Raw genomic sequence first — 12,633 nt, forward strand, 5'->3', positions numbered from 1 at the left:
GTCGGATCGGTCGAAGCGGACCCGCTCGTCAGCGCGCTCAGGTTGAAGTCGGTCGCTATCGCGTAGACGCCGATGACGATCGTCAGGACCTGGAGCACGGCGAGGGTGGTCAGCATCACCAACCGGTCACGCCGCGCCACGTCGCCTGCCCTCTCTCCTGTGTTCGCTTACGAGACATTAACGCCCAGCCGGGGGTGCCCGGGGGCCTGAGCGGAGGAACCGCGGTGGAGTTCGACGTTGTCGTTGAGATTCCCAAGGGACAACGGAACAAGTACGAAGTGGACCACGAGACCGGCAAGATCAGGCTTGACCGGCTGCTGTTCACCTCCACGCAGTACCCCGCCGACTACGGCTTCATCGAGAACACCCTCGGCGAGGACGGCGACCCGCTCGACGCGCTGGTGCTGCTCCAGGAGCCGACGTTCCCGGGGTGCTACATCACGTGCCGGGCGGTGGGGATGTTCCGGATGACCGACGAGAAGGGCGGTGACGACAAGGTGCTGTGCGTGCCGTCCACCGACCCCCGCATGCATCACATCCAGGACATCCACCACGTCTCGGAGTTCGACCGGCTGGAGATCCAGCACTTCTTCGAGGTCTATAAGGACCTGGAGCCGGGCAAGTCGGTCGAAGGCGCCAACTGGGTGGGCCGCATCGAGGCCGAGGCCGAGATCGAGCGCTCGTTCCGCCGGGCCAAGGAGCAAGGCCACCACTGACCCTCATCAGCGGGGCCTGGTGGCGCCCACCAGGTCCCCGCGCCAGATCGAGGCCACCCGCACGACGTCGCCGGTCTGCGGCGCGTGCACCATCTGGCCGCGGCCGACGTAGATGCCGACGTGGTGGATGGTCGAGGGGTCGCCGCTGACGTGGGCGAAGAACAGCAGGTCGCCGCGGCGCAGCTGGTCGAGCGGCACGTGCGGGCCCGAGGTCCACTGGGTGCCCGTCCAGTGGTCGAGCCGCACGCCCGCCTTCTCCCAGGCCCGCATCGTCAGCCCCGAGCAGTCATAGGTGTCGGGGCCCGCGGCGGCCCACACGTACGGTTTGCCGAGCTGGGTGAGCGCCCAGTTCGCGGCCACGTCCCCCAGCCTCGAACCACCTCTGACGAGCCCTGACAGCGCCGCGTTCCGCCGCCTGGCCAGCAGCCGGGCGCGGGCGCGGGCGGCGTTCACCTTGCGCTGCAGGGTCGTCTTGCGGGCCATCAGCTCTTTGGTCTCGCGCCGTTGCCGCGCCACCGCCTTCTCGGCGGCGATCTTCGCTTTCCGTACGCTCTCCGCCGCCGCCAGCCGCTCGGCGTGGGCGCGGGCGGCCTGCGTCCTGAGGATCGTGGCCACCTCCTGGGCGTCGCGCAGCCGCCGCATGACGGCCGCCTGCTCCTCCTCCAGGTAGCCGAGGACGCTCGCCCGGTGCAGGAACCCCTCCGTGCCGCCCCGGTCGGCCAGCATGGCCATGTACGGCTTGACCGTCCCCAGACCGCCGTAGCTCTCGGCGGCGAGCAGCGCGACGTCCTGGCGGGCCCGCTCCACCTCCGCGTCAGCGGCCGCCAGCCGGGCCGTGGCCTGCTGGTGCGCCTGCTCGGCCCGGTGCAGCCGGACCATCTCCCCGTTGTACGCCTCCACCAGGCGCTCCACCTCCGCCGCCAGCCGGTCCAGCCGCGACTGGGCGGTGACCAGGGCCGCCGTGGTCTTGCTGAGCTGGTGTGAGCGGTGGCGTACGAGCTGGCGGGCCTTCTTGACGTCCCGGGCGGACGGCCCTCTGGGTTCGGCCACGGCCGGCGGGCACGGCGGACAGGTGGCGAGCAGGCAGGCAACGAGGAGCCCGGCCCGGAATGCGCGCATAGGTCCCCCTGAAACCGTTGGTTACTCTATGCGCACGATTCCCCTGGGTTAACACACGTAACGTGACTCTACCGAGCCTCACCTGCCCCTTTCCGAACCACTGGCCAAACGGTGATCTGCCGGCGCGGGCCCGGGGTCGGCGAGAGGGGTCAAGCCGCCCCCGGACGCGCCGGCCGAGCTTCTTCGTGAGAGTGCGGACCTGCGGACGGCACGGGGCCGGCGTCGGCAGCGAAAGGGGTGGGCAGGCGAACCGCCACTCGGCCGCGCGCGACCGAGGTCCTTCGCGAAGGCGCGGGTCGTACGGGGCTGAGGTCCTTCGCGCGAAGGCGCGGGTCGTACGGAGCTGAGGTCGGAGAGGAGCGAACGGGCTCAGGCCGGTCGGGGAAACGCCAAGCGCCGAGCGACGCCCCGGGAGGCGACTGCGAAGCCTTCGAGGGGCGAGGCCGCACGGGCGGCGGGTGCACAGGCGCAGGCGCAGGGTCAGCTGCGGTTATCCGGTGTGGCGGTGATGGCCGGGGCCTCGGTGGGGGTGGTCGGAGGGGGTGTGGGGGTTTGCGTGGGCGTCTCCGTGACGGTCGCTGTGGGAGTCGGGGTGGGAGTACGGGTGTGAGGTGGCCATGGGTGAGGGCGGGGTGGGTGCTTGGTGTGCGGGCGTTCGGTGTGGGGGTGCTGCGTGTGGGGGTGCTGCGTGTGGGGGTGCTGCGTGTGGGGGTGTCTCGTCGGCTGGTTCTGCGAAGGCTGCGTGGACGGAGAGCCCGCGGGTGGGGTGAGGTGGGTCGGGGGCTGGGGCGGGAGCGTTACGGGAGGTGAGGCGGGGCTGGTCGGCTGTGGGACCGGATGCTCCGACGGCGGTGCGGGCTCGCCATGGGGGGATGACGGCACCGGGTGCGTGGTCGGGGTGGTGGTCATCGGAACGGCGGGGGGCGGTTGGATGGGCGAGCCGGTGACGCCGAGGGGGTGCGTGGCGGTGCCGTCGAGGATGGGCATGACGGCCAGCGGTACGTCCTCGGGGTCGGCCTGCCAGGGCAGGCGGATGCCGGGCGGCTCGCCGGTGGCGGGGAAGGCGGCCGTGGCGACGCCGGTCACGCCGCCGTTCTCGCGTCCGATGTGCTGGAAGATGACCGCTATCGCCACCACGGTCGCGACCGCCGCCAGCGCGCCCGCCACCGCCTGAGGCCACCGCCGAACGTGGTGCGCGGCGGGAAGGGGAAACCCGGCGGCGCCGAGCACGGCGGTGCGGCGGGCGACGTAGCGGCGGTAGGGCAGCAGTTCGGGGTCGGCGAAGCAGCTCATCACCCGAACGCGCAATGTCTCGGGCAGCGCGGGCTCGGGCAGCAGCTCGTAGACCTTGGCGACGGAGACCTCGCGGCCCCGGTGCGGCGAGCAGACCTTGCAGCGCGGCAGGTGGCGGACCAGGTGCTCGCGCATTTCGGCGGTCAGTTCGCCGGAGAAGCCGGACAGGATGCGGGCCCGGCGGGGGCAGTCGTAGGGCCCCTTCCTCGCCAGCACCTCGGCGGTGATCGCGTCGCCCAGGCTCTCGCGGGCCCGCTCGTGCAGCAGCTCGACCTGGCGTACGGGCAGCGAGAGCACCTGCGCGAGCTCGGGCCCGGGCAGCCGATGGCGGTGGACGAGCTCCAGCACCTCGCGTTCGGGCGCGGGCAGGCCGCGTACGGCGTGCCACGCCATGACGCGCAGGTCGGCGTCGGCGGGGTCGTCGAGCTGCGGCGCCTCGGCGAGGCTCTCGCCGGCGTCGGGCGATTCGGCGGCCCTGCGGCGCAGGCACTCGGCCCTGGCCAGCGCGAGCAGCCAGGTACGGAGCCTGTCGGGGTCGGCCAGGGCGCCGGCGTGCGCCTCGGCGGCGATCAGCGTGTCGCGGAGAGCCACCTGAGCGCTCTCGGCGCTCAGCAGCAGGGACCAGCAGTAGCGGTAGACGCTCTCCGCGTACGCGTCGTAGAGCGCGGCGATCGCCCCTGGATCGCGGGCGCGGAGTGCTTCCACCAGGACGCGGTCAGTCATGTGACCGAAGGTAATGGATCCGTAACTAGTAGTTCCACCACTTCCGGGCTTATCGCCGGTTCTTGTCGGAGAGCGGGCGGAATCCCGTACGGAAATTTCCCGCTGTAAGCCATTTCCGCCCGAAATTTGCGGAAATCACTGCTTGAGTTCGGACACGACCGCAGTGCTCCTGTCCACCGCGAACGGCTCGGTCGTCGGCTTGACGGTGTGCATCGGCCGCGCCCCGGCCAGCGCCAGCTCCTCGTACGGACGCCCGGTAGACCCCCAGGTCCTGGCGGTGACCTCGGTCGTGGCGACCTTGGCGTTCTTGGGCAGCCCGAGCACCGACAGCACGAAACGCGGCGGGCTGCCCGGTTTCACGTCGTCCACGAACGTGTCACCGCCGCCGAGCAGCTTGCCGGATTTGTCGCGCAACATCGCGGTCACCACCAGGCTGCTCACCGGCATTTGATATGGATTATCGACATATCCGGTAATGAGGTAAGAGCCGTCTTTTTGCGGCAATGTCTGCACCCGGCTGATCGGGAAGCGCTGGAACGCCGAAGGAATCCGCGCCGCCTGCCGCCACTGCGCCGGGCGGTACTGGATCGTCACCTTCGCCGGCTTCACCGAGGTGGGCGCCTGCCCGGTGAACGCCAGCGAGCCGCCCGGCGGCACCGCGTCGAGCGGCTGGTCCAGCTTCAGCACCTCGGCGCCCTTGGCGTCGTGGCCGACGATGGTGGCCACCACGTGCTCGCCGAAGTGCCACGGGTTGGCGTTGGTCAGCACGCCCGCCCAGTTGACGGCGTAGCCGTCGGCGGACTTGACGATGTTCGAGACCTGCTCTTTGAGCGCGAGCGGCTTGAGCTGCGGCTTGACGGGACGTTCCTCGCTCGCGCACCCGGCGAGGCAGATCGCCCCGAGTGCGAGGAGGCTGACGGTTCGGCTACGCGGGATCACTTTGCCGTGATAACCCGGTCATGGGCACGCCCGTCACCGGACACGCGCCAGCCGTACCAACTCTTTGCCGCCCCCTGGTCCAGCGCGGTCAGCGCGGGCGCACCACCCTGGTCTCGTCCCAGACCGGCTCGGGCGACTCGTAGACCGTGCCGTCGGAGCCGAAGACGAGGTAGCGGTCGAAGTCGGCGGCGAACCAGCGGTCGTGGGTGACCGCGAGCACCGTGCCCTCGAACGCGTCGAGTCCCGCCTGCAGCGCCTCGGCGCTGGCCAGGTCGAGATTGTCGGTCGGCTCGTCGAGCAGCAGCAGCGTGGCGCCCGACAGCTCCAGGAGCAGGATCTGCAGCCGGGCCTGCTGGCCGCCCGACAGCGTCTCGAAGCGCTGCTCGGCGACGCGGCCTGCCAGCTCGTAGCGGGCCAGCGCCTTCATCGCCTCGTTCTTGAGCTTGCCGTGCTCGGTCATGACGATCTCGACCGGCGTACGGCCGAGCAGGTCAGGACGGGCGTGGGTCTGGGCGAAGTGGCCGGGCACCACGCGCGCGCCCAGCCTGGCCACGCCCTTGTGCGCGACCGGCTCGCCGGCCAGCAGGCGCAGGAAGTGGGACTTGCCGGAGCCGTTGGAGCCGAGCACGGCGACCCGCTCGGAGTACCAGACCTCCAGGTCGAACGGGCGCATCAGGCCGGTCAGCTCGAGCTGCTCGCAGATCACCGCGCGCTTGCCGGTACGCCCGCCGCGCAGCCGCATCGAGATGCGCTGCTCGCTCGGCGCGACCTCGGGCGGCCCCGCCTCCTCGAACTTGCGCAGCCTGGTCTGGGCGGCGTGGTACGCGGGCGCCATGCCGTCGTTGTAGCGCGCCTTGTTCTTGAGCATGTTGACCAGGGCCTTGAGCTTGGCGTGCTCTTCGTCCCAGCGCCTGCGCAGCTCGTCGAGGCGCTCGTTGCGGGCCTTGCGCGCCTCGGCGTACGTGGCGAAGCCGCCGCCGTGGATCCAGATGTTGCCCGACTCGACGGTGATGATGCGCTCGGCCGCGTTGGCGAGGAGCTGCCGGTCGTGGCTGACCAGCAGGACGGTCTTGGGCGTCTCCTTGAGCTGCCGCTCCAGCCACTCCTTGCCGGGCACGTCGAGGTAGTTGTCGGGCTCGTCGAGCAGCAGGGTCTGGTCGGGGCCGCGCAGCAGCGCCTCCAGGACCAGGCGCTTTTGCTCGCCGCCCGACAGCGTGGCCACGTCGCGGTATTTGACCCGCTCGTACGGCAGGCCGAGCGCGGCGACCGTGCAGGTGTCCCAGAGCACCTCGATGTCGTAGCCGCCCGCGTCGGTGTAGTCGCCGATGGCCTGGGCGTAGCGGAGCTGGGTCTTCTCGTCGTCGCGCTCCATCATGGCCAGCTCGGCCTCGTCGAGCCGCTCCGCCGCCTCCCGCACGGCCGGCGGCGCGACGCCGAGCAGCAGGTCGCGTACGGTGCTGCCGTCGCGCACGCTGCCGATGAACTGCCGCATCACGCCCAGGCCACCGGAGCTCGCCACGCTGCCCTCGACCGGCTGCAGGTCGCCGGCGATGAGGCGCATGAGCGTGGTCTTGCCGGCGCCGTTGGGGCCGACGAGCGCCGCCTTGACGCCCTCGCCGATGCGGAAGGAGACGTCGTTGAGCAGCGGCCGCCCGTCCGGCAGCACGTACGTCAAATGCGCTACTTCCACGTGACCCACCCGGGCAGGGTAGCGGCCGGGCAGCCAGGCGGTCATTCGGTTTTCCGGCCCGCAAACCCGCATGAAACCGCAAGAGCAGGCCGCCCGAAGACCTCACTTCACCCCTGGACACCAAGTGATCTAATGACTAGAACTGTAGGGAGCTCCCCTCCCCCTAGGACCGGTCATGACGCGATTCCGCTCAGCCCTCGCCCCCCTCGCCATCGCGTTGCTCGGCTTCACCGCCGTACCCCAGCCCGCCTGGGCCGCCCCGCCGAAACCCGTACCCACCGCACAGCAGCAGGCCCCCGCACAGACCGCGAAGGCGAGCGCCGCCTGCGCGCCCACGGTCGCGGGCGCCACCCCCAACCTCCGCCTGACCAGCCTGTTCACCAACTACGGCAACGACAACAACCGCCTGGACGACTGGACGGGCGCCGACGGCACCTACTCGCTGAAGCTGCCCGGCGGCCGCGAGCTGTGGATCTTCTCCGACACGTTCCTCGGCAAGGTCAACCCGGACGGCACCCGGCCGCCGGTGGTCGAGGAGGGCGGCACGACCGTGTTCCTCAACAACACGTTCGCCGTCGAGCGCGACGGCCGCCTGTCCACCATCCACGGCGGCACGCCGGACGCGCCCAAGGCCGTGATGCCGCCGCGCGACGAGGACCACTGGTACTGGGCCGGCGACGCGACGCTGGCCGGCGGCGTCGTGGAGGTCACCTACCAGGAGTACGAGCGCTTCGGCCCCGGCGCCTGGGACTGGCGCTGGCACCGCAACGTGGTCGCGCGCTTCTCCCCTGGGCGGCTCGATCGCCCGCTGAGCGTGCACGACCTGCCCAGCGGCAACGGCGTGTCCTGGGCGTCGGGCATCCTCAGGGACGGCGGCTACACCTACGTCTACGGGGTCGAGGACCACGGCTCGCCTAAGTACATGCACATCGCCAGGGTCAAGGGGAACAGCCTGCTCGGGCCGTGGGAGTACCGCACGGCCGACGGCGGCTGGTCGCCCGACGAGGCCGACTCCGCGCGGATCATGGAGGGTGTGGCGAACGAGTACAGCGTCAGCAAGGTCGGATCGGGATATGTCCTGATCACGCATGACACGACCGAGCCGCTCAACCCCACCATCGTCGCGTACTCCGCCTGCTCCCCCGCCGGCCCCTTCACCGGCAAGCAGCACGTCTACACGACCCCCGAGACCGGCGGGAACATCTTCACCTACAACGCCCACGCCCACCCGGAGATCGACGGGCCGGGGCTCGTGGTGTCCTACAACGTCAACAGCTTCGTCAACACCGACCACTACGACGACGTCTCCATCTACCGCCCCCGATTCCTGGATGTGACGTTCACGTGAGGCGCAACTGGGCGGCCCGCCTGCGACAGGGCACGATCGAGGGAATGCGCGCGGTCACGCTGGAGAACGAGCGGCTGCGCGTGACCGTGCTGCCCGACAAGGGCGGCGACGTCATCGAGTTCCTGCACAAGCCCACCGACACCGACCTCGTCTGGCTCACCCCGCGCGGCCTGCGCGACCCGCGCGAGCACTTCCAGGGCGCGCCCGACGACGTCGCGCCGTTCGCCGACTACTACGAGGGCGGCTGGCAGGACGTCTTCCCCAACGGCGGCGCGCCCAGCGAGTACCGGGGCGCGCGGCTGGCCCAGCACGGCGAGGTGTTCGCGCTGCCCTGGGAGTGCGAGGTGGTCGCCGACTCCCCCGAGGAGGTCGCGGTACGGCTCGGCGTGCGGACGCGGCGGCTGCCGTACCGGATGGAGAAGGTGCTGCGGCTGCGGTACGGCGCGGCCGCGCTGGAGATCGAGGCGTCCGCCACCAACGAGTCGGGGCAGCGGTTGCACGCCATGTGGGGCCAGCACATCGTGTTCGGCCGGCCGTTCCTGCACCCGGGAGCGCGGATCCGGCTGCCCGACGGCGTCACCGTGATCCCGCACGACGTCCCGATCGCGCCCGGCGGCCGGCGGGTCAAGCCCGGCGGGCCGTGGCAGTGGCCGGTCGTGCCCGCCGAGGGCGGCGGCGACCTGGACCTGAGCGTGGTGCCCGAGCCCGGCACGCCGAGCGACATCGTCTACCTGACCGGCTTCTCCGAAGGCTGGTACGAGATCACCGGTGAGATCGGCTTCCGGGTGGAGTGGGACGCCGCGCTCCTGCCGTACTTGTGGATGTGGCAGGAGTTCGGGGCCACCACCGGGTACCCCTGGTGGGGTGAGGCGTACACGGTCGGCCTCGAGCCGTTCGCCGGCATGCCGACCAACGGCCTGGCCACCGCTGTGGAGAACGGCACGGCCCTGGTGCTGGAGCCGTACGAGACGAAGGTGCTGAGGTTGCGCGCGGAGGTCGTGGCATGAGCGAGTTCGACGGCAAGGTGGCGCTGGTCACCGGCGGTTCGATGGGCATCGGGCGGGCGGTGGTCGAGCGGCTCGCGGCCGGCGGCGCGTCGGTGGTGTACTGCGGCGTGGACAAGGAGGCCGAGCGGGACGGCGAGCGCGTCACCGGCCGGGTCGCCGACGTGCGCAGCGCCGATGACATGCGCGGCCTGGTGGACCTCGCGGTCTCCAGGTACGGCGGTCTCGACATCGTGGTCACCTGCGCGGGCGTGCAGCGCTACGGCACGGTCGAGGACACCCCAGAGGAGGTCTGGGACGAGGTCCTCGACATCAACCTCAAGGGCGTCTACCTGACCTGCAAGGCCGCGATGCCGCAGCTCCGCGCGAGGGGCGGCGGGTCGATCGTGGTGGTGTCGTCGGTGCAGGCGTTCGCCTCGCAGGCGCAGGTGGCGGCGTACACGGCGAGCAAGGCCGCGCTGAACGGGCTGGTCAAGGCCATGGCGCTGGACCACGCCCGCGACGGCGTCCGGGTGAACGCGGTCTGCCCCGGCTCGGTGGACACGCCGATGCTGCGCTGGGCGGCCGACCTGTGGCGGGGCGAGCTGTCGCAGGAGGAGCAGGTCGCGCAGTGGGGCAAGAGCCACCCGCTGGGCCGGGTGGGCCGTCCTGAGGAGGTGGCCGAGGTGGTGGCGTTCCTGGCGGGGCCGCGCTCGTCGTTCGTGACCGGCGCGGAGCACCGGGTGGACGGCGGGCTGCTCGCGCAGAACCCGGCAGCGCTCCCCGAGTAGCCGGCCTCCCCGAGTAGCCGGCCCGAGTAGCCTCCCCGAGTAGCCGGCCCGAGTAGCCGACGCTTCCCGAATAGGTCGAGCGCAGGCCACGGGTTCCTCCACGAGGGCCAAGTCTTCTGCCAACGCCGTGAAAGCGTTGTGCGGGGCCTTGATAGCAGTGAGTGCGGCGGGCCGGGCCCGCGACCCTGCACGGGCGCGGAGCCTTCAAGCGATCGCGCGGGGGTCAACGCGGCTCGCGGGCGATTCGCCGCCTGTCGGGTTCCAGGCCGAAAACGACTCACTGATCGGAGAGAAACCTGTGAGGCTCACCAAGAAGGCCGCCGGTCTCATCGCCGCGGCCACGCTGTTCACCGTGGTCGCCCCGGCCGCCGCGGCGGCGGCCAGCCCCCGCTCGACCTGCTACGGCGGTCGCGTCTGCCTGTACGCGGGCTACGACTACAACCGCGGCCAGGTCGACCACTGGCGGGACTTCGTCTCTGACGACTCCAACTTCGCCGACAACAACTGGCTCAACTGGGACTTCAGCAACTCCTGGACGAGCATGGACAACGACACCAGCTCGATTCGCAACCGCATCGGCTGCAGCGCCACGCTGTGGCAGCACCCCGGCTACACCGGCGCGCACAGCACGTTCACCCACAACTCGAACGACGGTTACCTGGCGAACAACGCCATCGGCAACGACCGCGCCAGCGCGATCGACATCTGGTGCCGCTGAGTAAGACAGGGAGTGCCGGTTTCCGGGCTTGGCCCTCGGAAACCGGCTGCCGCGGACTCCTCGCGAGCACGCTGGTGCTGGCGACGGCCGCCGCGGCCTGCGGCGTCGAGAAGCCGGCGGCACCGCCCGCGCCCGCCAAGGGCGTCACCTCGGTGTCGCACCTGGTGCTCCCGTTCGACGCGTACAAGACCACTCCCGAGCAGCGGGCCACGCTGGGCAACGCCCACAACCGTCTCGTCGTCAGGTGCATGCGCAAGCAGGGCATCACCATCGACCCACCCGCCGAGAGCGCGGCGCAGATCGCCGCGATCGATCCCGGCAACTCCCGCCGCTACGGCGTCGCCGACCCGGACGCGGCCAAGACGCACGGCTATCACCTGGCCAGGCCGCCGTCTCCCGACACGACCGGCGCCTGGGCCGGCAAGCTGCCCAAACGCGCCCGGCACCGCCTGTACGGCACCGCGGCCGACCGCGGCTGCCTCGACCGCGCCACGCTCGCCCTGGAGGAGGGCGCGCGCAAGGCGGACTGGCCGTGGCTCGCGCTGCAGGACTCGCTCACGCTCGAACAGGCCGCCAAGCACCCGTCGGTGACGGCGGCGGTCAAGCGCTGGCAGTCGTGCATGAAGCAGGCCGGCCACTCCTATCCGTCGCCCGAGGCGGCCATCGGCGACAGCCGCTGGAACCTCGACGAGCCCACGGCGGTGACGGACGAGGAGCGGCGCACCGCGACCGCCGACACCCGGTGCAAGTGGGCGTCGGGCCTGGTCGCGGCCTGGTACGCGGCCGATGCCGAGCTGCAGCGGGCCCTCATCCGCGACAACCCCGACAGGTTCGCCGCCCTCCGCCAGAACCTGGAGCAGCGCCTGGCGAAGGCCTCACGCCTGCTCGCCGAGGACGAACGCCGCGAGGTCGGCTGACTGGGCGAGCCTGCTGGGCTCGTGCACGTACATCATGTGGCCGGCCTCGTAGTACTTGAACTCGATGTTGCCGGTCAGCTCGGGCGGCACGGGCAGGTGGGCGAAGGTGTGCTCGGCGGCGTAGTACGGGGTGGCGCCGTCGTGGTAGCCGCAGGCCACGTGGACGCGCAGGTGCGGGTTGGCCCGCATGGCCGCCCCGAGCCGGGAGACCACCTGCACGTGCGCGTTTTCGAACTCCTTGTACGACCACGGCCGCACCCGCGAGGTGAGCACCTCGTACGGCAGGTCGCTGGCGTAGCCCAGCTCGGTGCGCAGGTAGTGGTTGAGCGCCGCGCTGTAAGGACCCATGATCGCGTCCATGCTGGGGTCGGCGGCGAAGTGCTCGCGGCCGGCGTCGGGGTCCCAGCCGGTGAAGCGGCCGTCGAGCCTGCCGACGACCTGCCGCCGGTGGCGCAGCACCTCGGTGAAGAACCTGATGTGCTCGATGCGCAGGTTCACCCGGTCGACGTAGTCCTCGCTCAGCCCGGTCAGCCGGGCGATCTTGGCGACCGCGGCGGCGCGCTCCTCCGGGGTGAGCCGGTTGCCGCGGGCCAGCACCCACAGGTAGTCGCGGTCGGCGTACTCCTCGGCCTCGCGCAGCACGTCGGCGAGCGGCCGGTCGCCGTGCAGGCCGTGGTAGTGGGCGATGGCCGCGTACGTCGGCAGGTAGAGCGCGTAGGCCAGGTCGTTGCCGTCGTTGAACTCGCCGGTGATGAAGTCGAGCACCGAGGAGATCAGGATGACGCCGTTGAGGTACATGCCGTAGCGCGACTGCAGGTGCTCGGCGAGACCGGCGGCCCGCACGGTGCCGTACGACTCGCCGGCCAGGAACTTCGGCGACATCCACCGCGCGTTCCTGGTGGTCCAGAGCCTGATCACCTCGCCGACCGACTCCAGGTCTCCGGTGAAGCCGTGGTACGGCTCCGCCTTCTCCCCCTGGGCGGCCCGCGAGTAGCCGGTGGAGACCGGGTCGATGAAGACCAGGTCGCTCACCCGCAGCAGGCTCTCCTCGTTGTCCACCAGCCCGTACGGGGGCGGCAGCAGCGCACCGGCGTCGCCCATGACGACCCTGCGCGGCCCGAGCACGCCCAGGTGCAGCCACACGCTGGACGAGCCGGGCCCGCCGTTGAAGGCGAAGGTCACCGGCCTGCTGCCGGGGTCGGCGCCGTCGAGGGTGTAGGCGGTGACGAACACCTCGGCCTTGGGGCGCAGGCCCTCGAACGTGCCGTCGGTGGTCACCTCCTCGCGCAGCACCAGCGTGCCGGCGGTGGCGGTGTACGACTCGCCGGTCGGCAGCGTGTGGGAGGAGGTGACGAGGTTGTCGGCGGGGGCGGCAGGCTTCGACTCTTCAGACATA

Annotated in this window: 11 protein-coding genes; 6 read left to right on the plus strand and 5 right to left on the minus strand. The window is 71.1% G+C overall.

Annotation, left to right across the window (positions count from 1 at the left end; genetic code table 11):
* The first annotated feature begins 224 nt into the window (after positions 1 to 224).
* On the plus strand, positions 225 to 716 hold the full coding sequence (locus AB0K67_RS23920) for an inorganic diphosphatase (RefSeq protein WP_364064056.1): 492 nt from the start codon (positions 225 to 227) through the stop codon (positions 714 to 716).
* Positions 717 to 722: 6 nt separating this feature from the next.
* Here AB0K67_RS23920 and AB0K67_RS23925 read toward each other — a convergent pair whose 3' ends face one another.
* The 4 genes from AB0K67_RS23925 to AB0K67_RS23940 form a co-directional block, all read right to left on the minus strand.
* On the minus strand, positions 723 to 1,766 hold the full coding sequence (locus tag AB0K67_RS23925) for a C40 family peptidase (protein WP_364064059.1): 1,044 nt from the start codon (positions 1,764 to 1,766) through the stop codon (positions 723 to 725).
* A 549-nt stretch (positions 1,767 to 2,315) separates the two neighbouring features.
* Positions 2,316 to 3,851, minus strand: coding sequence for a sigma-70 family RNA polymerase sigma factor (locus tag AB0K67_RS23930; protein ID WP_364064062.1), 1,536 nt, complete (start codon positions 3,849 to 3,851; stop codon positions 2,316 to 2,318).
* A gap of 135 nt (positions 3,852 to 3,986) precedes the next feature.
* Positions 3,987 to 4,790, minus strand: a complete 804-nt coding sequence (locus tag AB0K67_RS23935) for a hypothetical protein (protein ID WP_364064065.1) — start codon at positions 4,788 to 4,790, stop codon at positions 3,987 to 3,989.
* An 88-nt stretch (positions 4,791 to 4,878) separates the two neighbouring features.
* Positions 4,879 to 6,489 carry an ABC-F family ATP-binding cassette domain-containing protein gene (locus AB0K67_RS23940; protein WP_364064068.1) on the minus strand — a complete coding sequence of 537 codons (1,611 nt, stop codon included), beginning with the start codon at positions 6,487 to 6,489 and terminating at the stop codon, positions 4,879 to 4,881.
* A gap of 166 nt (positions 6,490 to 6,655) precedes the next feature.
* Between AB0K67_RS23940 and AB0K67_RS23945 the strand changes: the two genes are divergently transcribed.
* The 5 genes from AB0K67_RS23945 to AB0K67_RS23965 all read left to right on the plus strand — a co-directional run bounded on the left by AB0K67_RS23945 (position 6,656) and on the right by AB0K67_RS23965 (position 11,237).
* Positions 6,656 to 7,828 (plus strand): DUF4185 domain-containing protein, encoded by a 1,173-nt coding sequence (locus tag AB0K67_RS23945; RefSeq protein WP_364064071.1) that lies wholly within the window; start codon positions 6,656 to 6,658, stop codon positions 7,826 to 7,828.
* A gap of 44 nt (positions 7,829 to 7,872) precedes the next feature.
* Entirely contained in the window at positions 7,873 to 8,835 is a 963-nt protein-coding gene (locus tag AB0K67_RS23950; protein WP_364064074.1) for a DUF4432 family protein, read from the plus strand.
* Complete coding sequence (locus AB0K67_RS23955; protein WP_364064077.1) at positions 8,832 to 9,602, plus strand: SDR family oxidoreductase; 771 nt, start codon at positions 8,832 to 8,834, stop codon at positions 9,600 to 9,602. The genes AB0K67_RS23950 and AB0K67_RS23955 overlap by 4 nt, the downstream gene beginning before the upstream one ends.
* 298 nt (positions 9,603 to 9,900) lie before the next feature.
* Positions 9,901 to 10,320 (plus strand): peptidase inhibitor family I36 protein, encoded by a 420-nt coding sequence (locus AB0K67_RS23960; protein WP_364064079.1) that lies wholly within the window; start codon positions 9,901 to 9,903, stop codon positions 10,318 to 10,320.
* Positions 10,321 to 10,394: 74 nt separating this feature from the next.
* Positions 10,395 to 11,237, plus strand: coding sequence for a hypothetical protein (locus tag AB0K67_RS23965; RefSeq protein ID WP_364064081.1), 843 nt, complete (start codon positions 10,395 to 10,397; stop codon positions 11,235 to 11,237).
* Here AB0K67_RS23965 and AB0K67_RS23970 read toward each other — a convergent pair.
* Positions 11,196 to 12,632 (minus strand): peptidase S10, encoded by a 1,437-nt coding sequence (locus AB0K67_RS23970; RefSeq protein WP_364064084.1) that lies wholly within the window; start codon positions 12,630 to 12,632, stop codon positions 11,196 to 11,198. The two genes, AB0K67_RS23965 and AB0K67_RS23970, sit on opposite strands and share 42 nt — an antisense overlap.
* Between the last annotated feature and the right edge of the window lies 1 nt (position 12,633).

Origin of the sequence: Nonomuraea sp. NPDC052634, assembly GCF_040678535.1 — a bacterium.
Lineage (GTDB): Bacteria > Actinomycetota > Actinomycetes > Streptosporangiales > Streptosporangiaceae > Nonomuraea > Nonomuraea fastidiosa.

Coding starts and splice junctions, on each gene's coding strand:
- AB0K67_RS23930 (WP_364064062.1), bottom strand. CDS start 3,851: ATGACTGACCGCGTCCTGGTGGAAGCACTCCGCGCCCGCGATCCAGGG.
- AB0K67_RS23945 (WP_364064071.1), top strand. CDS start 6,656: ATGACGCGATTCCGCTCAGCCCTCGCCCCCCTCGCCATCGCGTTGCTC.
- AB0K67_RS23950 (WP_364064074.1), top strand. CDS start 7,873: ATGCGCGCGGTCACGCTGGAGAACGAGCGGCTGCGCGTGACCGTGCTG.
- AB0K67_RS23955 (WP_364064077.1), top strand. CDS start 8,832: ATGAGCGAGTTCGACGGCAAGGTGGCGCTGGTCACCGGCGGTTCGATG.
- AB0K67_RS23970 (WP_364064084.1), bottom strand. CDS start 12,632: ATGTCTGAAGAGTCGAAGCCTGCCGCCCCCGCCGACAACCTCGTCACC.